Origin of the sequence: Noviherbaspirillum soli, assembly GCF_015352955.1 — a bacterium.
In the GTDB taxonomy this organism is placed as follows: Bacteria; Pseudomonadota; Gammaproteobacteria; order Burkholderiales; family Burkholderiaceae_D; genus Noviherbaspirillum_A; species Noviherbaspirillum_A soli.
Genome location: NZ_JACYOX010000041.1, coordinates 16,648 through 38,167, shown reverse-complemented (window position 1 = coordinate 38,167; position 21,520 = coordinate 16,648). Strand labels below are relative to the sequence as shown.

The following is a 21,520-nucleotide window of genomic DNA, read 5'->3' as shown; positions in this document are numbered from 1 at the left end:
TTCGCGCCTGCTTGTGCCTGCTGCTTCAGGCGCCGGTCCAGACCGGCTTGCTCTTGTTCATGAAGGCTTCCACGCCGGCCCGGAAGTCGCTGCTGCCGTAGCACAGGCGAACCAGGTCGTCGCCATCGGGCAGGCCGGCGGCGACGATGCGCCGGATCGCTTCCTTGGAGGCGCGCATCGTGACCGGCGCATTCTTCAGCAGGCGGCCGCACAGCGCCGCCGCCTTCGCTTCCAGCTCGGCCGGCTCGGCGATCTCGGTCAGGAAGCCGCAGTCCAGCGCTTCCTGCGCGCCCACCGTATCTGCCAGCAGCAGCATGCGGCGCGCGCGTGGCGCGCCGAAGGACGCCACCACCCGCGCATAGTTGGCCATCGACAGGCAGTTGCCGAGGGTCCTCGCGATCGGCACGCCGAACGAGGCATTGGGCGTGGCCACGCGGAAGTCGCAGGCGGCCGAGATGGCCAGCCCGCCGCCGATGGCCCAGCCCTCGACGATGGCCACGGTGGGCATGGGCAGGCGCTCGATGGCTTCGATCATTGCATCGATCTTCTTCTCGTAATCGATGCCGTCCTCGCCGCCCTTGAAGGCCAGGAACTGCTCGATGTCGGTACCGGCGACGAAGGCCTCGCCGCCCGCGCCGCGCAGCGTGGCGACGCGGACCGACGGATCGGCGCTGATCTGCCGGCAATGCGCCGCCAGCTGTTCATACATGTTCCAGGTCATCGCATTGCGTGCCGCTGGCCGGTCGATCAGGATGGCGGCCACGCCGTCGTTGATGCTGAGGTGGACTTGTCCGGTGCTCATGGTTGGGTTTTCCTTTGGTCTTTTCGGGGCTTGTCGGTGGCGCTCAGGCCACGTCCCGCTGCGCCGGCGGTGTGCGGTTGATGTAGTCGGTGGTGATGCGCACCGTGGTGTCGAGCACGTGCGCCCGCAGCAGTTCGCCCAGCAGCTTGCCGTCGCGCTGTTCCAGGGCGGCGACGATCTGCTCATGCTCTTCGAGCGCCTTCTTCCACTGCTCTTCGGTCTTGCCGGCGATGAAGCGGATGCAGTGAATGCGGGTCAGCAGCTGGTGGTACATGCCGATCAGCGTGGCATTGCCGGTCATCTCCAGGATCGCCTCATGGATCAGCCGGTTGTTCTGCAGGTAGGCCGACTCCTGCCCCGCTTCGTAATGCGCCACCATCTGCGTATGCAGCTCGCGCAGCCGCGCCACCTGGGCCGGGGTGGCGTTCCTGCAGGCCTGCTCGCCGGCCACCGCTTCCAGCGCCGCCATGATCGGAAACAGTTCCTCGATTTCCCGCGGCGTGGTCTCGGCCACCACCGCGCCGCGGTTGATCACCAGCTTCAGCACGCCTTCCGCCGCCAGCACCTTGACCGCTTCCCGCATCGGGGTGCGCGACACGCCGAAGCGCTCGCACAGTTTCTGTTCGGGCAGCTTGTCGCCGGGCCGCAGGTCGCCGCGCATGATCAGGTCGCGCAGATGGCTGACCAGGGTGTCGTGCAGGCTGCTGCGCACGATGCGCTGCGATGCCAGTTCATTGTCCATTGCGTTCTCCTCGCTCTCTCTTCACGCAGACTGTTCGACCATGGGCGCCGGCGCCGCCCTGCGCCGCCGCAGCAGCCCCAGCAGCGGCAGGCTCAAGAGGACCAGGCCGACCAGCATCATCGTGGTCACCAGCGAATTGGACCAGAACACCGACATCGAGCCGTCGGACGCGATCATCGCCTGGCGGAAGGCATCCTCGGCCTTGTCGCCCAGCACCATGGCCAGCACCAGCGGCGCGAGCGGATAGTCGAGCTTCTTGAACACATAGCCGATCACGCCGAAGGCCAGCGCCATGTAGATGTCGAATTCCTTGTTGGCCACCGTCAGCGCGCCGGTGAGGCAGACCACCACGATGATGGGTCCGATGATGTTGAACGGGATGCGCAGCATCGCGGCAAAGAACGGCACCGTTGCCAGCACCAGCACCACGGCGATCACGTTGCCCATGTACATGCTGGCGATCAGGCCCCAGACGAAGTCGGGCCGCTCGACGAACAGCATCGGCCCCGGCGACAGGCCCCAGATCATCAGGCCGCCCATCATCACCGCCGCCGTGGCCGAGCCGGGTATGCCCAGCGCCAGCATCGGCAGCAGCGCGCACGAGCCGGCCGAATGGTCGGCGGTTTCCGGCGACACGATGCCCTGCGGCGCGCCCTTGCCGAAGCTGTCGCGGTTGCCGGCCATGCGGCGCGCAATGCCGTAGCTCATGAAGGACGCCGCGGTCGGGCCGCCGGGCGTGATGCCCATCCAGCAGCCGATCGCGCTGCTGCGCAGCAGGTCCTTCCAGTAGCGCGGCAGCTCCACCAGCGTGGCCATGATGTCGCGCAGCCGCAGTTTGGCGCGCACGCCCTGGAAGCGGGCGCCTTCCTCGATGGTCAGCAGCAGCTCGCCGAAGCCGAACAGGCCGATCACCGCGATCAGGAAGCTGATGCCGCCGATCAGGTTGTCGAACTCGAAGGTCAGGCGCGAAGCGCCGGAGACGGTGTCCATGCCGACCGCGGCCAGCGCAAAGCCCAGGCCCATCGACACCACGGTCTTGAACGGCGCGCCGCTGGACATGCCGATGAAGCCGGCAAACGCAATGAAATAGACCGCGAAGAATTCCGCCGGCCCGAACTTCATCGCAAAGCCGGCCATCCAGCCCGACAGCAGCGTGATCACCAGCACGCCGGCCAGCGCGCCGAAGCCGGCCGAGGCGAAGGCCAGCGTCAGCGCCCGTCCTGCCTGGCCGCTCTGCGCCATCGGATAACCGTCGAAGGTGGTGGCCACCGACGACGGCTCGCCGGGAATGTTGAACAGGATGGAGGTGGTGGAGCCGCCGAACAGCGCGCCCCAGTACATGCTGGTGAGCAGGATGATGGCCGACACCGGGTCCATCGTGAAAGTCAGCGGCAGCAGCAGCGACACGCCGTTGGGCGCGCCCAGGCCGGGCAGCACGCCCACCACCAGGCCCAGCAGCACGCCGGCCACCATGATGAACACATGCTGATAGGTCAGCGCGACACTGAAGCCATCCATCAGCGATTGAAAATTACCCATGATTTCCTTTCCCTTGCCTGGCCGGGCGCATCAATAGAGGCCGAACAGGTTCAGCAGCGGCCCCTTGGGCAGCGGCAGCTTGAATGCATATTCGAAGCAGGCATAGAAGAACAGCGCCGCGCCCAGCCCCAGCAGCGCCGCGCGCGCCGGGCGCAGCCTGGCTTTCCAGAGCGTGACGGCCGGCAGGTACAGCGCAATGCCCACGTACAGCCCGAGCAGGCTCACCAGCACCGCGAACACGATGATGGCGACGAAGAAGGCAGCCACGTCGCGCACCCGGCCGGAGTCGATGAAATGGCCGGTCAGCCGGCGCCGGGCCAGCACGGCCTGCGCCAGGTTGACCGCGCTGCCGATCAGCACCATGCAGCCGATATAGAACGGAAAGAAGCCGGCTTCCGGCCCCTGCTCGTTCCAGGAAATGCCGTGCCTGGCCGAGCCGACGCAGATGACCAGGCCCAGCAGGGCCGTAAACAGCGCGGTCGCCGCTTCCATGGCAAAGCGCGTATTGAACATATGAACCTCGTGCGGTTGGGCAGACTCGATGCTGCGTGTCAGTGTCGGGCGGTGCCGGTGCGCGCCGCCGCCAGCGGCCGGGGCGCGCACCGCATGGCGCTTAGTCGTGCTTAATGCAAATTAATGCGGCCTAATGCGACGACCAGCCGTTGCGGCTGAAGATCTCTTCGTAGCCGGTCTTGTCGTTGGCGATGAAGGAGCGCAGCTCGGCGTCGGCCATCACGGTCGGGATCACCACCGAACGCTCGACATAGGATTTCCATTCCGGCGTCTGGGTCACCTTGCGGAACAGCTCCTTGTAGAACTCGACCACGCCCGGTTCCATGTTGGCGGCCAGCCAGATGGTGCGCGGCTGCTCGAACGGACGCACGTTCAGGCCGGCTTCCTTGCAGGTCGGGATATCGGCCCAGGACTTGCCCTCGCCCACCACCGCCTTGCCCGGCATGCGCCTGGCGCTGAACACGCACAGCGGACGCTGCGCGCCGGCGCGCCATTGCTCCATGCTCTCGGCCGGGTTGTTGACATTGAAGTCCAAATGCTTGCCGGCCAGCTGGCCAGCCACTTCGCTGCCGCTCTTGTATGGCACATAGCGCACATTGATGCCGGTGGCGCCCTTGATCAGCGAGACCAGGGTTTCGTCGGCTTCCTTGGCCTTGGCGCCGCCGGCCTTGAAGCCGTTCGGGCTGGCACGGCCCTTTTCGATGAAGCTGGCCACGTCGGTGATGCCCGACTCCGGATTGACCCACAGAAGGAAGGGATCGAACAGCATCGAGATCACCGGCGTCAGGTCGGAAGGCGCATACGACAGCTTGGAGCCGATCGGCAGCAGGTACACGTCCTGGGTGCCGAAGTAGACCTTGTACGGATCCTTGGCATTGGTCTTGGCATGGACGAAGGCTTCGGCGCCGCTGCCTCCGCCCTTGTTGCTGACGATGACAGGCTGCGACAGCAGCTTGTTCTTGTTGATGGCCGACTGCACGGTGCGGGCAAACACATCGGTGCCGCCGCCGGCGCCGGCCGAGGCGATGAATTCGATCGGGCGGGTGGGCTGCCAGTCCGCCGCATTGGCGATGGCTGGAACGGACGAAGCGCAGACGACGGCCGCGGCCGTCAGCAAAAAGGTTTTCATGCAGTCTCCATGTTTTTATCAGGGCAGGCCGCTTCTTGGTCGAGCGGCGTCTGGACGTGATCTTGCCGAACATTCTGCATAATGTCTATTACATTTTGTATTCAAAATTATGAATTATGTGTTCCACGAAGAAAGCAACTCAAGGTCGCTGCAGGCACAGCGGCACCGCATGAAAGAAAGAAGCACGCCGCCAACGCCATTCATTGCTAATATCGAACGGTTCGTGCATTAACTTGCCTTATTTAAACAGGACGCTCCCGGGCGTCCGCGCCTTCTTCCTTACGCCATGACTCAACAACGCTGGTACTTCGGCTGGAACATCGTCGCCGCCGCCACCCTGCTCACCCTGCTGACCGTCGGCATGCGGCTGGGCATCGGGCCGTTCTTCCTGCCGATGTCGCAGGACCTGGGATTTTCCCGCAGCCTGCTGGCCGGCATCATCGCCATCGGCATGCTGTGCTACGGCCTGGCCATGCCTGTGGCCGGCTATCTGGTGGGCCGCATCGGCACCCGCGCGGTGCTGCTGATCGGCACCGTCATCGTGATCGGGTCTTCAGTCTGGACAGTCATGGCGCGCGGGCCGGTCGGCTTCCTGCTCTCCTTCGGCGTGCTGCTGTCGGTTGGCCTCGGCTTCACCAGCCCGGTGGCGCTCACGCCCGTGATCAGCCGCTGGTTCACCCGGCAGCGCGGCATGGCCCTGTTCTTCCTGTCCACCGGCTCCATGGCCGGCATGGCGCTGATGACGCCGTTGCTGACCTTCTTCATCGACCGGGCTGGCTGGCAGGCCACCCTGCTGGGCTTTGCCGCCGCTTTCACGCTGGTGACGGTGCCAGCCGCGCTGTTCGTAATCCGCGAGGAAGCGCCGCCCGGCACCGACCTGCTGCCCGAGCAGATCCGCCAGCGCCAGATGGCGGGCGCGGCCAGCCCGGAGACACTGCGCTTTCGCGAGGCGATCTGGACATCGCCGTTCTGGAAGATCGTGCTCGGCCTGTTTGCCTGTGGCTTCAGCATGAACCTCCTGGGCACCCACGGCGTGCCGATGCTGATGGACCATGGCTACGACGCGATGACCAGTTCCATGGGCGTGGGCATCATCGGCCTGGTCGCCATCTTCGGCACGCTGGTGCTGGGCCGGCTGTCGGACCGGCTGCCGCGCAGGAACATCCTTGGCACCATCTACCTGATCCGCGGGCTGGGCTTCTTCGCGCTGCTAGTGGTCGGTACGCACTGGGAGTTGTACATCGCCGCGGCCATCGGCGGCCTGGTATGGGCCGGCAGCATCGCCAGTTCCTCCGCCATCCTGGCCGACGTCTACGGCGTGCGCCTGGTCGGCCTGATGTACGGCATGGCCTACCTCGGGCACCAGGTTGGCGCCATGCTCAGCACCTGGCTGGGCGGCTGGGGCTTCGAACGCTTCGCCAGCCACTGGCCCGCCTTCGGCAGCGCCGGCGTGCTGCTGCTGATCGCCGCCGGGGTGTCGATCAGCCTGCCGGGGAAAGGCTGGAGCCTGGCGCGGCCGGCGCCGGCCGCGCAGGCATAGTCCGGTCGGCACCAGGACAGGGTGCTCTGATACCAATCCCAATCCATAACGTCCCGGATGAAACCGATGGATTTTTTCGTCTGGCAAGACGGGCGAGGAGTCAATCTCCCAGCATTGACGACGATCCCAACGCGGCCAGGCGGAAAAAGACCCGGTGTCATGGGACGTTATGGGTTGGGTTTGGTATAACCTGCCGGCGAACGCATCATGGCATGCTCGATGCGCGTGCCATGCCATCACGCCGCCTGCGCCAGCGCAGATCCGTCTTTCACTTTCTATCCGGAGCAGAGCCCGGCGGCGCGGCGAGATGCGTCTTCGCATTAGCGAACGGTCAGTTCCCGGGTTTCGCTTGCGCTCAACCCAGGCTACGCTTGCTAAAGAAATATGGCGGCATCCATCATGCTGTTCCGATGGATGCCGCCAACACGACAGGCGCAAGCATTACGGGAACGTCGGTATATGCGCCTCCTCGCCGCGGAAATGCATTTCCGGATGCCGCTGTGCAAGCAGGGTTTCCAGTTCGTCGACCCGGCCGGAAGGCACGTCCACCATCAGCAGGATACTGCCCTTCTGCAACTCATCGTCGAAGGCGGCCAGGCGCGAGTTGGGCAGGGAAGCGCCCTGCATGCTGGATGCCCAGGCGCCGAACAGGACGCCGGCCAGCGTTGCGGCGACCATGAACGCGGCTTTTATGCCGGCGCCGTCGATGTTGAAGTAGTAGAGCAGGCCGACGCCGGCCAGGAGCCCAAGGGCGGCGCCCAGGGCCATGCCCATCTCGGCGCCGCGCACGACGTCGGTTCTCTGCATCAGGCTGGCGCCGGGAAGGTCCGGCGGCAGCGGCTGGCCGCCGGTCAGGAAGCGGATATGCCTGGCCTCGATGCGCGCCAGCAAAAGGTCGTTCATCGTGGCGCGGGCGGCGGGAAGGTCGGGCAGCAGGTAGTACAGGCGATGTCTCATGATGGTCTCCTTCGCATCTGGCCTGTGCCTGAGCCAGGGCGGGCTGCCTTGGGCGGCGCAGGCCGTTGACGCTAAATGCGTAAGACCAGTATAGGAAGCGCGCCGGAAAAGTCCCGGAATCTTTCGGTGCTTTTTCCGGCTGATCGCTCGCGCGAAAGCTACATGCCGACCGGATAGCCGTCCTTGCGGTGGTCCGATGCCGCCACGTAACCGCCGTCGGTGCGCATGGCCACCTGGGCGCAGCCGAACTCGGTGTCGAAGCGCGGCGCTACCTTGACCGTGTGGCCGCGCTGGCGCAGTCCCTCGATCGCCTCGGGCGGGAAATTCCATTCCACCGCGATGGTGGTGTTGTCGTCCATCACCCGCCAGCGCGGCGCATCGCTGGCGGCCTGTGGGTTCTGGCCGTGGTCGGCGAAGCGCGCGGTCATCTGCAGATGGCCCTGGGCCTGCATGGAGCCGCCCATCACGCCGAAGCTGGCCAGCGGCGCGCCGCCGCGCATCAGGAAACCCGGAATGATGGTGTGGAAAGGCCGCTTGCCGGGCGCCACCTGGTTCGGATGGCCGTCCTTCAGGGTAAAGCCCCAGCCGCGGTTGTGCAGGGCGATGCCGGTGTCGGGCACCACCACGCCCGAGCCGAAGCCCTTGAAGTTGGACTGGATCAGCGAAATCATCATGCCATTCTCGTCGGCCGCCGTGAGATACACGGTGCCGCCGGAATGCGGGTTGCCGGCGCGGGCCGGCGCTGCGCGCTGCGGGTCGATCAGCTGTGCCCGGCGCTTCAGGTAGTCGCGGTCCAGCAGATGGCTGGCGGTCACGGTTTTCATGGCATCCGGGTCGGCCACGTACTCGGCCATGTCGGCAAAGGCCAGCTTCATGGCTTCCAGCTGCAGGTGGACGGTGGCGGCGGTGTCCAGGCCCGTGGCCTGCATGTCGAAGTGTTCCAGCATGCCCAGCGCCATCAGCGCGCCGATGCCCTGCCCGTTCGGGCCGATTTCCAGCAGTTCGAGGTCGCGGTAGCGCATGCCGATCGGGTCGACCCAGTCGGCGCGGTGCGCCGCGAGGTCGGCTTCGGTGAGCGCGCCGCCGGTGTTCCTGGCATGCGCTGCAATCGCCGCCGCCAGCTCGCCATGATAGAAGTCGTCGCCCTTGCTGGCGGCGATGCGCTCCAGCGTGCGCGCCTGGCCGGGGCAGATGAAGCGCTCGCCCGGCAGCGGCGCCCTGCCCTGCGGCGCGAAGGCTTCCCGGTAGCCGGGCTGGGGCAGCATGTCGGCCACCTGGGCCTGCCATTGCCTGTGCACCGTGGGCGAGACCAGGTAGCCGTTGCGGGCATAGCGCAGGGCCGGCTCGAACAGGTCGGCGAAGGGCAGCTTGCCGAACTTGTCCGACAGCGCGCGCCAGGCCGATACCGTGCCCGGCACGGTGACGGCGTCCCAGCCGCGCATCGGCATGCTGTCGCGGCCGGCGAAATAGTCGGGCGTCCATGCGGCCGGCGCCCGGCCGGAAGCATTCAGGCCGTGGATGCGGCTGCCGTCCCACAGGATGGCGAAGGCATCGCCGCCGATGCCGTTCATGCAGGGCTCGACCACGGTCAGCGCGATGGCGGTGGCAAGGGCGGCGTCCACCGCGTTGCCGCCGCGCGCAAACATCTGCAGGCCGGCGGAAGCGGCCAGCGGCTGCGAGGTGCTGACCACGTTGGCCGCCAGCAGGGGCATGCGCTGCGAGGTATAGGGATAATCGAGCAGCGATGCCGCCAGGTTGTTCTGCATGTCTTCCTCCATCTTGTTGGTTGGGCTGGTGCGGCAGCTTTAACTGCAGGCCGCCTGCGCCGTGGGCCGGCCAGCATAGCGGCCCGCGCCCAAGTCGGCAATCGCCCCGGCCAAATTGACAGCGCAGGCTCAGTCGAGCTTGACCCTGGCGGTTTCCACCACCTTGCCCCAGGTGCTGAATTCCTGCTCCATCATCTTGCCGAATTCCGGGGCGGGGGTGAATTTCAGCTCGACGCCCTGCGCCTCCATCGCCTCGCGCACGCCGGGCGCGGCCACCGCGCTCTGGATCGCGGCCGACAGCGCCTTGACGGCCGGCGCCGGCGTGCCTTTGGGCACCACGAAGCCGAACAGGTTGTTGGCCTCGAAGCCAGGCACGCCGGCTTCCTGCACGGTCGGCACATCCGGCAGCGACGATACCCGCTTGCCGGAAGCCACCGCCAGCACCTTGAGCTTGCCTGCCTTCACATGCGGCATCGAGGCCGGGATGCTGTCGAACATCATTGCCGAGCTGCCGGCGATCAGGTCCGGCAGGGCCTGCGAGCTGCCCTTGTACGGCACATGCAGCACGTCCACGCCGGTCTTGATCTTGAACAGCTCCGACTCCAGGTGCGACAGCGTGCCCGGCCCCTGCGACGCGAAGTTGTACTTGCCGGGCGCCGCCTTCAGGTAGCTGATCAGCTCGCTCACATTCTGGGCCGGGGTCGACAGCGGCACCACCAGCATGTGTGGCACCGTGCCCACGCCCGCCACCGGCACGAAGTCGCGCAGCAGGTGGGCCGGCTGCGCCGAATAGGCCGCAGCGGCGATGGCGGCATTGGTGACCGCGCCCAGGTAGATGGTGTAGCCGTCCGCCGGCGCGCGGGCCGCGGCGATCAGGCCGATGTTGCCGCCGGCGCCAGGCCGGTTCTCGACGATGACGCTCTGGCCGAGCGCCTCCGACATCTTCTGGCCGATGGCCCGCGCCAGCACGTCGGTGGCGCCGGCCGGCGGGAAGGACAGCAGCAGGTGCACCGGCTTGTCGGGATAGGCGGCATGCGCCGGCGCAGCCAGCATGACGCCAGCGGTGATGGCCAGCATGCCTGCACCCAGGATGCGGGAGAAGCGATGAAACGGCTTGCGGACGGCGGGAAAGACACTTGCGTTCAAATTCATGTGTATGCCTTGAGCGGTTGGTCGTTTGAAAAAGGAAGTCGCTTGATACGGCGCTACCGTAGCAGGAAATTTCCTACATGCAGCTTTCGTGCCTGAGTTGCAGTGCAATGGGCGCAGTGCCATGCGCATGGTCCATTAGCGGGCGGAAAGCCTTGCGCCGCCCGTTCCATGGCCGAACACGCACCACAGTGAACCACTGCCTGCATTCCAGGGCAACAAGCTTTTTCGCAAATTTTGCCCATGGTCATGTTGTGCGATATTCGTACATCGTATACGATCTACGAAATTGATGACCAGCCAAGCCGCCATGCCCCTGACCATGCCCTGGACCGAAGCAAGCCCCGCCGGCAACCTGCTGTCGCAGGTGCGCGACGTGCCGCTGGCGCATCTGGTGCGCGACGAGATCCTGGCATCCATCCTGCGCGGCGAATTCCGCCCGGGCGAACGGATCACCGAGCCCACCATCGCCTCGCGCCTGGGCGTGTCGCGGGTGCCGGTGCGCGAGGCGCTGCGCGACCTGGAACACATGGGGCTGGTGGAGTCGAAAAAGCATGCCGGCGTGCTGGTGCGCCAGCTGTCCGACCGCGAGACCCGCGACCTGTACCAGCTGCGTTCGGTGCTGGACGCCTTTGCCGGCCGCGAGGCCGCGGCCAATGCCGACCCGGCGCTGCTGGCTTTGCTGGAACAGCGGCTGGCGGCCATGGACGCCGCGGTGCAGGCCAGGGATGTGATGGCCTATTACGAAGCCAACCTGCACTTCCACTGGGACATCGTCCATGCCAGCGGCAACCAGGAAATCTGCGGCATCTATCGCGGCGTGGTGCAGAAGCTGCACATGGCGCGGCTGCGCAATTTGTCGACCGACGTCGGCATCCTCAATTCCATCAAAGAGCATCACGCGATCGTCGATGCCATCAAGAACAAGCGGGCCGACATCTGCGAAGCGCTGATGGCCAGCCACGTGAAAGCCGCCGGAGAGCGGCTCCAGAAAATACTATTCGAAGGAGACAATCATGAAGAGAAGACAAGTCCTTGAAACACTCGCGCTGACGCTGGGCATCGGCGCGCTGGCCGCGCCGCACTGGGCGCTGGCGCAGGATGCCTGGCCCAGCAGGCCGGTGAAGATCGTCGCACCGGTGGCGCCGGGCGGCGGCGTGGACCTGGTGGCCAGGACCATCGCCGACCGCCTGACCAAGCCCTTCGGCCAGAGCTTCATCGTGGAAAACCAGAGCGGCGGCGGCGGCGTGATCGCGTCGCAGAACGTGACCCGCGCCGCGCCCGACGGCTACACGCTGATGCTGGGCTATGTCGGCACCCACGGCACCAATCCGGCGGTGCGCAAGGTGCCCTACGACGCCATCAACGGCTTTACGCCCATCGCGATGGTGGGCGGCACGCCGAATGTGCTGGTGGTCACGCCCAACCTGCCGGTGAAGTCGGTGGCCGATCTGGTGACTTACCTCAAGGCCAATCCCGGCAAGGCCAGCTACGGCAGCGCCGGACCCGGCACCCTGACCCACCTGGCGATGGAGCAGTTCAAGGAGAACACCAAGACCTTCATGGTGCATGCGCCGTATCGCGGCATCGGCCCGGCCATCATGGATGTGCTGGGCGGCCAGACCCAGGCGATGTTCCCCGGCCTGGCGGCGGCGCTGCCGCACATCAAGGGCGGCAAGTTGAAGCCGCTGGCCGTCACCGGCACCAGCCGCCACCGCCTGCTGCCGGACGTGCCCACCATGGAAGAGCTGGGCTACAAGGGCTTCGACGGCGTGCAGTGGTATGGCATCGTCGGCCCGGCCGGCATGCCGCAGCCCATCGTGGCAAAACTCAACACCGAGATCAACAAGCAGCTGGCCATGCCCGACCTGAAGGAAAAGCTCTCCGGCGAGGCGCTGGAGACGATGCCGATGACGCCTGACCAGTTCGGCGACTACATCAGGAAGGACATCGCCAAATGGTCTGAGCTGGTCAAGGTCCGCAAGCTCGATATCGAATAACCGTTTCAATCCAATCAATCAAGAAAGCAACACATGGCACGCAACACCACCGTCAAGGCCGATCACAACGCGCCTGCAATCACCGAAATGCTGGCGAAATTCGTCGTCAACCATCCGTCCAGGGGCTGGGACGACCAGGTCGAGCGCGAGGCGCATCGCACCTTTGCCAACTGGGTCGGCTGCGCGATCGGCCCGTCCGGGCATGAAACCATGCAGGCAGCGCTGGCCGCGGTCAATGAACTCTCGCCGGCGCCGCAGGCCTCGCTGCTGGGCCGCGCCGAAAAAGTGGACATGGCCAATGCCGCCATGCTCAACGGCATCAGCTCGCATACCTTCGACTTCGACGACACCCACCTGAAGACCATCATCCACCCGGCCGGCCCGGTGGCTTCCGCGGTGCTGGCGCTGGGCGAGCACATCGGCGCCACCGGCCGCGCGATGCTGGACGCGCTGGTGCTGGGCATCGAGGTGTCGTGCCGGGTCGGCAACGCGGTCTATCCCAACCACTATGACCGCGGCTGGCACATCACCGGCTCGACCGGCATGCTGGGCAGCGCCGCCGCCTGTTCGCGCCTGCTGGGCCTGGACGCGGAGCGCACCCAGATGGCGCTGGGCATCGCGGCCTCGCAGCCGATCGGCCTGCGCGAGCAGTTCGGCACCATGACCAAGCCCTTCCATCCGGGCGGCGCGGCCAAGGCCGGCCTGATGGCGGCGCTGATGGCCAAGCATGGCTATACCGCGTCGAAGCGGGCGCTGGAAGCGCCGCGCGGCCTGATGCAGGTGTTCTCGGACAAGACCGACTGGAGCGAGATCACCGAACGCCTCGGCGAGACCTGGGAAATCGCGCTCAACACCTACAAGCCCTTCGCCTGCGGCATCGTGATCCATCCCAGCATCGACGGCTGCGTGCAGCTGCGCAACCAGCATGACCTGAAGCCCGAGCAGATCGCGAAAGTCACGCTGAAGGTGCATTCGCTGGTGCTGGAACTGACCGGCAAGAAAACGCCGGCCGACGGCCTGCAGGCCAAGTTCAGCGTCTATCATTCCTGCGCCGCAGGCCTGATCTTCGGCCGCGCCGGCGAGCATGAATATGCCGACGAGATCGTGAACCGACCCGACGTGGTGGCGCTGCGCTCGAAGGTGGAAGCCATCGTCGACGACAGCATCGACGAAGCCTCGGCCGACCTCACCATCGAAACCACCGACGGCCGCACCCTGCATGTGTTCGTCGAGCATGCGATCGGCAGCGTCGAGCGGCCGATGAGCGATGAACAGCTGAAGGCCAAGTTCGTCGACCAGAGCGCGCCCGTGATCGGCCAGCAGCAGGCCGAGCAGGCATTCGCGGTGGCGATGCGGCTGGCCGACTGCGCCGATGCGCAGGAACTGCTGAAGGCGGCGCGTCCGGCCTGACCGGTTCTGCTGTGAATGGGTGGATGGGCAGCCGTGTAGCGACTCTGCTAGCATGACCGCCCATTCAATCATTTCAGGGAAACGTGATGAAACTCTTTTACTCGCCGGGCGCCTGTTCGATGGCGCCGCATATCGTGGCACGCGAGGCTGGCATTCCGGTCGACCTGGTCAAGGTCGACATCCCGAACAAGAAGACCGAGGACGGCGACGACTTCTGGCAGATCAATCCCAAGGGCTATGTGCCGGCACTGCAGTTGGACGATGGCCGCGTGCTGACCGAGGTCGGCGTGATCTGCCAGTACCTGGCCGACCAGGCGCCGGCGTCGAAGCTGGTGCCGCCGTTCGGCGCCTTCGAGCGCTATGAGCAGATGGCCGCGCTCAACTTCGCATCGACCGAGGTCCACAAGCAGATCGGCGCGCTGTTCAATCCGAAGCTGACGCCGGAGATGAAGGAAGTCCAGCTCGCCACCATCGCGCGCCGCCTCGACAGCCTGGAGAAGATGTTGGCCGGCAAGGACTTCATCGCCGGCGACGGCTTCAGCGCCGCCGACGCCTACCTGTTCACGGTGCTGAACTGGACCAGCATCCACAAGATCGACCTGGCGAAGTGGCCCAACATCCAGGCCTACATGGGCCGCGTCGGCGCCCGTCCCCAGGTGCAGGAAACGCTGAAGGCCGAAGGCCTGGTCAAGTAATTGTGGTCAGGGCCGGCCCGCTCACTCCTCGTCGGCAGCCGACAGCGGCTCGCCTGTGGCATAGAAATGGCCGCCGGCGACATGATGCAGGCTGCGCCATTCCGGGCTGGCGTTTTCGAAGCGCCAGCGGCCATTCACGAACGCACGGGTATCGGCCCAGGCGCCGACGACTTCGCCGATGAACAGGTCATAGGCCTGCTGGTTGTGCGGCTCGGGGATCAGCCTGCATGCCAGCCAGGCCGAGCAGCCGGCGACGAAAGGCAGGTCGTATCCTTCCATGGCGAACAGTTCAGCGCCGGCATGCCGCAGCTTGCCGGGGTCATCGGACAGGCTGCGGCTGCCCAGCTGCTGGGTGAGCTTCAGCTGCGCCACTGTCGGCACCTGGATCACGAAGACGCCGCTGCGCTCGATCAGTTCGCGGGTCTTGGTGGCCTTGTCCAGCACCACGGTCAGCTTGGGCGGCGTGAAGTCCAGCGCGCAGGCCCATGCCGCGGCCATCACATTGTCCACGCCGTCATGCCGGGCAGATACCAGCACGGTGGGACCATGGTTGATCAGGCGGTAGGCCTTGGACAGGTCCACCGGCGCAATGGATGTGGTCGTTGCAGTCATTGATTTCCTTGCCTTCCTTGTGATTCGTCGTCCGTGGGTCGCGGTCAGGCTGCATGCCGGATCGCGCCCGCCTGGCATTCCCTATCGTTCATTGCGGCTGCGCGACGGCACGCCCCTGAAGCTGCAGTTCGATCTCGTCGCAGCCGCGCGCCACGCCATTTTCCTGGCGCGCCCGTGCAGCCAGCCTGCCCGCATCCCGGCGCATGCCTTCGTCGGAAAGCGCCGCCCGCAGCGCCCGTCCAAGCACGGCCTTGCCGAAGCGCCTGGCCGGAATCACGCGGGCCGCGCCCAGCACCGCCAGCCGCCGCGCATTATCCGCCTGGTCATGGGCCTGCGGCATGATGATCTGCGGCACGCCCGCCCGCATCGCCCGGAACATGGTGCCGATGCCGCCGGCATGCACCATCACTGCCGCATGCGGCAGCACCGCCTCGAACGGCGCGTAATCGACCCGCATCGCCCAGTCCGGCAGCGGTGACGGCAGCGGCGCCGATGCCGACAGGCCGCTGGTCACCAGCAGCGCCCGCATGCCCTGCCCGGCCGCCGCAGCCAGGGCATGGCGATAGAAGTCGCCCGGCAAGCCCGGCGCCGACGACAGCGTAAACACCGCCAGCGGCCTGTCGCGCCGCGCCAGGAATGCCTGCAGCGCCGGCGGCAGCGCGTGCCAGGCGCCGGCATGGATGGCCGTGCCGGTCTGCACTGCCGAGGCCGGCCAATCCGGCTGCGGCCCGCCCAGCAGCGGAGAAAACATGGCCAGCACCCGGCGCGGCGAATGCTGGCCTTCGTACATCGGATGCGGCTCGCCGGCGATGCACAGTTCCTTGCGCAGCGCCTCCACCGGCGCGATCCATTGCCGGGTATGTTTCCGGACGTAATGAAACACCCTGGCATGGATCTGGGGATAGCGCTCGCACAGGTCGGGCAGCAGCGGCACCGGCAAGTAGCCGGGACGGTCATGCAGCGAGAACAGCGTCATGGGCTGGAACACGGCGGAGATCCAGGGCAGGCCCGTGCTGGCCGCCACCAGCGGCGCGGCCATTGCCATCAGCGACTGGCTGACCAGCAGGTCGGCATCGCGCGTGGCCCACATCAGGTCGGCATGGCTGGCCCGGATGGATGGCGAAAGGTAGTCACGGTAGACAAACTCGGCGCCGGTCCTGGGGTGCATGTAGCGTGCGAAGAAGGCAGCCGCAGCGGGCGGGCCGGGCGGGTCCGGCCGCATGTGGCGGAAGGCCAGGCCGGCGGCTTCCACCCTGGCGCGGTGCTCGCTGCTGCTGGCAATGCTCACCCGGTGGCCGCGCCGCTGCAGCTCCACCCCAAGGGCGAGAAAGGGATAAAGGTCTCCCAGCGAACCGGCGGTGGCGAACACGACATGGTGCTGTTTCATGCATGCAGTCAGAGGCTGTTCAGGCCGGGTATCTTGCCTTGCGTGCAGGATTTTGTCGCGCCGGCGCGCGGCCCGGCTTGTCCGGGCGCATGCATGCCCGCCTTCCCGCGGCACGGCGCCGCCGGAAGGAAGCCTGTCGGTCAACTACCCCTTCAGGCCGTCAGATTTCCCTGTCGATATAGCGGCATGCCTCCGCCTTGGCCGCGTCGGCTGCCAGCGCCGGCGTTTCCCAGCATGTCTCCTTGCTGGCCCTGGCCTTGGTACCGTTGACGATGAACGACCATGCCCATCGGACGCCCCGTTTCACGGTGAGGATTTCCACTCTGCAGCCCTTGTATTCAAAGCGTTGGGCGCGGTTTCTGATCACATTGATTGGCGTATGCATTTTGATTGTCGCCTCCGATCGTCAATGCAGCATTACCTTTGCTTTCCGGCCTGCGTTGCGGAACCGGCCAGCCGTGGGCCCGTCAACCCGCGATGTCCCGGGAGAGCAAAGAAAATATCGTAGGCGCGGGCCAAACCCCTGTCTGTATCCTGGAGTACATAAGCAATGCGTTTGCTGATGGCGATCAGCCTATGGGCTTTTCAGCGCGAAAATGCGGGATGCGTGCGCACCTGGCTAGCAGCCGAGGACTGCGCTCTGCGGTTGCTGCATGAATACGGAGCCACGCGCCGTGGAAGGGGAAAACCGTGCCTCATGCGGAAACATGGCTCGGATCCGGGAACAGTGGACGGCCGTGGTGACAGCGTGGTGACAGTAATGCAAGGCAAACCGGGTTGGGCGAAGCGAGGAAACAGGCCAGCGCCGGCCTACCGCGATTGCGGCGTAGCCGGCCGGACCGGGTCCCGCGCCGCGATCATGCCGCCGCATGTTCACCGGCGCGGGCCGTGGACGAATGCCGTGCGAGGCTTATTTCGCCGCGTCCGCCTCGCATTTCTTCATGAACGAGGTTTTGGCCGCGCCCGCCAGCGGCTTGCCGTTCTTGCCCACCGCCTTGGCTTCGCAGGCCGCCGCCGCTGAAGAGGAGCCGCCGCCCTCGCATTTCTTCATGAAGGAAGCCTTGGCGGCGCCGGTCAATGGCTTGCCGCTGGAAGACACCGCGCGCGCTTCGCAGCTCGATGCGGCCGGGGTGACCACTGCCGCTGGCGCGCCGGACTTGGCGGGCGCTGCCGGGGCTGCTGTCTGCGCATGGGCGCTCAGGGAAAACAGGGCGGCGGCAAACAGGGCGAAGGACGTTTTCATCATGAGTATTCTCCTGGGGTTTTTTTGTGGTGAGCCCACGGCTCAGGGCGATTAACGGCTCAGACGTTTAATAGTTGACAATTTTTTGTCGGGAGATGGCTTAATTGCATCCGGCTTAAGCCACATCAAACCTGAGGGAGAGCCGTGCTGCCCTCCAAGTGGCCTGGTACGTGCGGCAGGCCGAAGATACCGCAAGGAATCTGCCAGGGGTTTCGATGCGGCATATCCCTCTCAATGCAGGGGCGCAGACTCAAAGCAGCGAGTCGATCGGCAGCAGCGACAGCAGCCAGACGACGAAGCGCTGCCACAGGCTGGCGCCCGGCTCGGTGTCATGGAAGATGGTCTGGCCGCCGCGCTGCTCGGTCCAGAACAGGCGGCCGTCCTTTCCCAGCTGGACCTGATAGGCGCTGGCCGGAATGCGCCGGACAAAGGCATCGTCGAGCTGGCCAGCCATCGCCGGGCTGTCGATCACGAAGCCGATCTCGGTATTCAGGCGCGCCGAGCGCGGGTCGAAATTGAACGAGCCGACGAACAGCCGGCTGCGGTCGACCGAGAAGGTCTTGGCATGCAGGCTGGTGGCTGATGAACTGCCGCGCAGCGCCACCTCGGGCTCGCCGGCCGGGCGCGGCGCCAGGCGCTTCAGTTCATACAGCTTCACGCCCGCCTCCAGCAGCGGCTCGCGGTGCTTGGCATAGCCGGCATGCACCGCCGCCACGTCGGTGGCTTCGAGCGCATTGGTGAGGATATCGACTTCGACGCCGCGGTCGGCCAGTTCGCTGAAGAATTCCACGCTCTCCGATGGCACGAAATATGGCGACACCAGGCTTACCCGCGACACCGGGTCGCCAATCAGCGCCTTGAGCTTTTGCGGCACCAGCGCCGACGGTTCGGCCCGCCCCAGCGCCTTGGCCGGATCGTCGCTGACCATGCGCGTCACAGCCCATTCCAGCGGCAGCCTGGCTGTCGTCAGTTCCTGCACGAAAGAGGAAGCGCGCAGCGCCTGCATGTATGCCGATGTCGCCTCTTCCTGCCGCAATTGCGCCGCCTCGGCCGCCAGCGTGGACAGCGCGCCAGGCGCGGCCGGCGCCAGCAGCCGCTGCGCCGGATAGGCCGAGGCGCTGCGCCAGTAGAGGTCGAAGTCGTCGGAGACCGCCTGCACCACGGCGCCGACCGCCATCACGTCGAGGTCCGAGAACAGCACGCCATTGGTGGCGCCGAAGTATTCGTCGCCCACATTGCGGCCGCCGATGATGGTGACCTGGTTGTCGGCGGTGAAGGACTTGTTGTGCATGCGCCGGTTGGCGCGGCGGAAGTCTGTGAGGTAGTTGATCCACCGCCAGTTGCGCGCCGCAAGCGGATTGAACAGCCGGACCTCGATGTTGGGATGGGAGCCGAGCGCCGCCAGCGTGGCGTCCAGCCCGCTGGTGTTGTTGTCGTCCAGCAGCAGCCGCACCCGTACGCCGCGCCCGGCGGCGTCGCGCAGCGCGTCGAACAGCAGCGTGCCCGTGAGGTCCTTGTGCCAGATGTAGTACTGCACATCCAGGCTGCGTTCCGCCGTCTGCGCCAGGTGCACCCGCGCGGCGAAGGCGTCGCGCGCATCGAGCAGCGGATGGATGCCGGACTGGCCCGGATAGGCGGCCGCCAGCGGCGTGATTACCCGGCCAAGGCGGGTATTGGCGGTGTCGGTATAGGCATGCGACTGGCTGCGCGGCTCAAGCGGCGGCAGCGTGCCGCAGGCCGCCAGCAGGCATGACAGCGCCGCCAGCAAGACGCGGCGCAGGCATTGGCAGGGTGAATGCGGGAAGCGGGCCATGCTGGCGGCAAGGGAAATGAGGTAAGCGCATCATACCCCCGCCCTTGCCGTCTCCGCCCTGCTTCAGGGCTTGGCCGTCTCCAGCGCCGGCTTGCTCGGGTCGCCCAGCGACTGCGGCGCCGCGGTGGCGTTGCCGACATTCTTCATGCAGCTGTTGAGGAAGGTCTTGCGCTGCTCGCCCTTCAGGCCCTTGTCGGCAGCCTGCCGGTTGCAGTCACGCGAGGTATCGCGGGGCGCGTCCAGCGGCGCCGCCTCCGTCTTCGATGGCTGCCCGACTCGGTCAGCGGAAAACGCCGGGCCGGCCAGCATCGCCGCGGCAAGCATGATGATCAGTTTGCTCATGGCTGTCCTCCGGTTTCAGGCCATGCCGTGCATCTGCGAGCAGCTTTCGGCGCAACGCCGGCACGCCTGGGCGCACAGCTGCATTTCGCCGTCCGGATCTTCGTGCTCCTCGCACAGTGCGGCGCAGGCGGCGCAGATCTCGGCGCACTCCCCGGCCAGGTGGGCGTGATGCGGCGAGCGCCGGGCCATGAAGTCGGCATGGGTCAGGCAGATCTGCGCGCAGTCCAGCAGCGCTACCAGATGCTTGGCTTCGCTGTGCGGATGGCTGCCATGCATTACATGGGCAGCGGTTTCGGTGCAGAGCCGGTGGCAGGCAAGGCAGTTTTCCAGGCATTGCTTCATTTCAGCGGACATCGCCGATGTTTGTTCCATGGCTGTCTCCCAGTTCGTGGATGGTGACGGGCATTGCGCCCAGGACAAGCCAGCCTAACGGCGCTGCCTGCCCTGTCAAGCCAATCGCACACCCGACCAAGATGCGGACAAGCCAGGCTGCCGCCAGGCAAGCCCCCGCGCTCACGCCAGCGCCGGCAGCTTGCGCAGGGAGAGCGAGAGCAGCAGCGTCAGGCCCAGGCATGCGCCGAGCGCGGCCACCACGCCCGGCCAGCCGCCGGCTTCCCAGACCCAGCCCGCCGCCGAGCCGATCACGCTGGCGCCGAGGTAATAGCAGGACAGATAGAGCGCCGACGCCAGCGCCCGGTTTTCCAGCGCGCGCCGGCCGACCCAGCTGCTGGCCACCGAATGACCGCCGAAGAAGCCGAAGGTCAGCATCGCCACGCCGAGCACGATCAGCGGGAGTGCATGCGACAGCGTCAGCACCAGGCCGGCCAGCATGGTCAGCACCACGATCCAGAGCACGCGGCGCCGGCCCAGCCGGTCTGACAGGCGGCCTATCCAGACGGAGCTGAACATGCCCATCAAATACAGCGAGAACACCAGGCTGACCGCCGACTGGCTCAGGCCGAATTCCGGCCCGAGCAGGCGGAAGCCGAGGTAGTTGAACACGCTGACGAACACGCCCACCAGCAGGAAGCCGATCAGGAACAGGCGCGGCAGGCCACGGTCCTGGAAATGGCCCGCGGCGCCGCTGACCAGCGAGGCCAGCCGCACCGCGCGCGGCCGGAAATGGCGCGACGGCGGCAGGCTGCGCTTGAATTCCAGCGCCACCAGCAGTGCCACTGCGCCGATCGCGGCCAGCGCGCCGCGCCAGCCCAGGTAGTCCGCCAGCAGCGCCGTCACTACCCTGCCCGTCATGCCGCCCAGCGCATTGCCGGCGATATACAGGCCCATCGCATAGCCCAGCGAGCCGGGGTCGAACTCCTCGCTGAGATAGGCCATCGCCACCGCCGGGATGCCGGCCACCGCGATGCCCAGCAGCACCCGCAGCAGCAGCAACTGGCTGAAATCGCCGACCAGCGCGCAAGCGATCGCGCACAAGGCCGAAGCCATCAGCGCCGAACTCATCGTGACGGTGCGGCCGTAGCGGTCCGACACCATGCTGGCCAAGAGCAGTGACAGCGCCAGCGCGGCGGTGGACGCTGACAGCGACCAGCTGCTGTGCGCCGCCGACACGCCGAATTCGCGGGCAAACACCGGCAGCAGCGGCTGCACACAGTACACCAGGGCGAAGGTGGCAAAGCCGCCGAGGAATAGCGCGCGGTTGGCATTGCGGAATGCCCTGGTGCCGCGTTGCAGCCTCGGCGTCGCATCGGCGGCGCACGAAGACGGGGCTGGCGCCGGGATGGCCGCGGGTAAAGACGGCATCGGGATGGCGGCAGCGAGCGAAGACGGATCTGGTACCGGCATGACTGGCGTTGCGGGACTGCCTGATGAGTGCGGCACGGCGTGTTCCTTGGTGGTGATGACGGGCGGGCGTTGAATGCA

The 21,520-nt window shown here is 66.4% G+C and carries 21 protein-coding genes; 5 read left to right on the top strand and 16 right to left on the bottom strand.

The genetic code is table 11. The features are described 5' to 3' along the window. Positions 1-25: 25 nt before the first annotated feature. From IGW04_RS21980 to IGW04_RS21960, 5 genes are all read right to left on the bottom strand, one after another. Complete coding sequence (locus IGW04_RS21980; RefSeq protein ID WP_194715237.1) at positions 26-802, bottom strand: enoyl-CoA hydratase/isomerase family protein; 777 nt, start codon at positions 800-802, stop codon at positions 26-28. Positions 803-845: 43 nt separating this feature from the next. Continuing rightward, positions 846-1,544, bottom strand: a complete 699-nt coding sequence (locus IGW04_RS21975) for a GntR family transcriptional regulator (protein WP_194715236.1) — start codon at positions 1,542-1,544, stop codon at positions 846-848. A 21-nt stretch (positions 1,545-1,565) separates the two neighbouring features. Next, the gene (locus tag IGW04_RS21970) at positions 1,566-3,083 is read right to left on the bottom strand and encodes a tripartite tricarboxylate transporter permease (protein ID WP_194715235.1); all 1,518 of its coding nucleotides are present in this window, start codon (positions 3,081-3,083) and stop codon (positions 1,566-1,568) included. Between the two features lie 30 nt (positions 3,084-3,113). Continuing rightward, positions 3,114-3,596 (bottom strand): tripartite tricarboxylate transporter TctB family protein, encoded by a 483-nt coding sequence (locus IGW04_RS21965; RefSeq protein WP_194715234.1) that lies wholly within the window; start codon positions 3,594-3,596, stop codon positions 3,114-3,116. A 130-nt stretch (positions 3,597-3,726) separates the two neighbouring features. Further along, on the bottom strand, positions 3,727-4,725 hold the full coding sequence (locus IGW04_RS21960; RefSeq protein ID WP_194715233.1) for a Bug family tripartite tricarboxylate transporter substrate binding protein: 999 nt from the start codon (positions 4,723-4,725) through the stop codon (positions 3,727-3,729). Positions 4,726-5,011: 286 nt separating this feature from the next. Between IGW04_RS21960 and IGW04_RS21955 the strand changes: the two genes are divergently transcribed. Then, a complete protein-coding gene (locus IGW04_RS21955; protein WP_194715232.1) occupies positions 5,012-6,265 on the top strand; it encodes an MFS transporter in 1,254 nt (417 codons plus the stop codon). Between the two features lie 441 nt (positions 6,266-6,706). On the opposite strand, the gene IGW04_RS21950 is transcribed toward IGW04_RS21955, so the two are convergent. From IGW04_RS21950 to IGW04_RS21940, 3 genes are all read right to left on the bottom strand, one after another. After that, positions 6,707-7,222, bottom strand: coding sequence for a DUF1269 domain-containing protein (locus IGW04_RS21950; RefSeq protein WP_194715231.1), 516 nt, complete (start codon positions 7,220-7,222; stop codon positions 6,707-6,709). A gap of 158 nt (positions 7,223-7,380) precedes the next feature. Then, positions 7,381-8,988: a gamma-glutamyltransferase family protein gene (locus IGW04_RS21945; protein ID WP_228527309.1), complete on the bottom strand. Its 1,608-nt coding sequence runs from the start codon at positions 8,986-8,988 to the stop codon at positions 7,381-7,383. Positions 8,989-9,117: 129 nt separating this feature from the next. Further along, positions 9,118-10,140, bottom strand: a complete 1,023-nt coding sequence (locus tag IGW04_RS21940) for a Bug family tripartite tricarboxylate transporter substrate binding protein (protein WP_194715230.1) — start codon at positions 10,138-10,140, stop codon at positions 9,118-9,120. Positions 10,141-10,429: 289 nt separating this feature from the next. On the opposite strand from IGW04_RS21940, the gene IGW04_RS21935 reads away from it, so the two are divergent. The 4 genes from IGW04_RS21935 to gstA all read left to right on the top strand — a co-directional run bounded on the left by IGW04_RS21935 (position 10,430) and on the right by gstA (position 14,242). Further along, complete coding sequence (locus IGW04_RS21935; protein ID WP_228527308.1) at positions 10,430-11,176, top strand: GntR family transcriptional regulator; 747 nt, start codon at positions 10,430-10,432, stop codon at positions 11,174-11,176. Further along, the gene (locus IGW04_RS21930) at positions 11,154-12,137 is read left to right on the top strand and encodes a Bug family tripartite tricarboxylate transporter substrate binding protein (RefSeq protein WP_194715229.1); all 984 of its coding nucleotides are present in this window, start codon (positions 11,154-11,156) and stop codon (positions 12,135-12,137) included. Before IGW04_RS21935 ends, IGW04_RS21930 begins: the two co-directional genes overlap by 23 nt. 33 nt (positions 12,138-12,170) lie before the next feature. Further along, on the top strand, positions 12,171-13,547 hold the full coding sequence (locus tag IGW04_RS21925; RefSeq protein ID WP_194715228.1) for an MmgE/PrpD family protein: 1,377 nt from the start codon (positions 12,171-12,173) through the stop codon (positions 13,545-13,547). Positions 13,548-13,633: 86 nt separating this feature from the next. Then, positions 13,634-14,242, top strand: coding sequence for a glutathione transferase GstA (gene gstA / locus IGW04_RS21920; RefSeq protein WP_194715227.1), 609 nt, complete (start codon positions 13,634-13,636; stop codon positions 14,240-14,242). Between the two features lie 21 nt (positions 14,243-14,263). Here gstA and IGW04_RS21915 read toward each other — a convergent pair whose 3' ends face one another. From IGW04_RS21915 to IGW04_RS21880, 8 genes are all read right to left on the bottom strand, one after another. Continuing rightward, positions 14,264-14,854 (bottom strand): flavin reductase family protein, encoded by a 591-nt coding sequence (locus tag IGW04_RS21915; RefSeq protein WP_194715226.1) that lies wholly within the window; start codon positions 14,852-14,854, stop codon positions 14,264-14,266. Between the two features lie 88 nt (positions 14,855-14,942). Then, positions 14,943-16,241: a glycosyltransferase gene (locus IGW04_RS21910; protein WP_194715225.1), complete on the bottom strand. Its 1,299-nt coding sequence runs from the start codon at positions 16,239-16,241 to the stop codon at positions 14,943-14,945. 160 nt (positions 16,242-16,401) lie between these two features. Then, the gene (locus tag IGW04_RS21905) at positions 16,402-16,626 is read right to left on the bottom strand and encodes a hypothetical protein (protein WP_194715224.1); all 225 of its coding nucleotides are present in this window, start codon (positions 16,624-16,626) and stop codon (positions 16,402-16,404) included. 525 nt (positions 16,627-17,151) lie between these two features. Beyond that, positions 17,152-17,487: a hypothetical protein gene (locus tag IGW04_RS21900; RefSeq protein ID WP_228527307.1), complete on the bottom strand. Its 336-nt coding sequence runs from the start codon at positions 17,485-17,487 to the stop codon at positions 17,152-17,154. A 247-nt stretch (positions 17,488-17,734) separates the two neighbouring features. Further along, positions 17,735-19,297: a phospholipase D family protein gene (locus IGW04_RS21895; RefSeq protein WP_194715223.1), complete on the bottom strand. Its 1,563-nt coding sequence runs from the start codon at positions 19,295-19,297 to the stop codon at positions 17,735-17,737. Positions 19,298-19,360: 63 nt separating this feature from the next. Further along, on the bottom strand, positions 19,361-19,639 hold the full coding sequence (locus tag IGW04_RS21890) for a PsiF family protein (RefSeq protein ID WP_194715222.1): 279 nt from the start codon (positions 19,637-19,639) through the stop codon (positions 19,361-19,363). 15 nt (positions 19,640-19,654) lie between these two features. After that, the gene (locus tag IGW04_RS21885) at positions 19,655-20,011 is read right to left on the bottom strand and encodes a four-helix bundle copper-binding protein (RefSeq protein ID WP_228527306.1); all 357 of its coding nucleotides are present in this window, start codon (positions 20,009-20,011) and stop codon (positions 19,655-19,657) included. Positions 20,012-20,152: 141 nt separating this feature from the next. Further along, complete coding sequence (locus IGW04_RS21880) at positions 20,153-21,442, bottom strand: MFS transporter (protein ID WP_228527305.1); 1,290 nt, start codon at positions 21,440-21,442, stop codon at positions 20,153-20,155. Positions 21,443-21,520 lie beyond the last annotated feature (78 nt).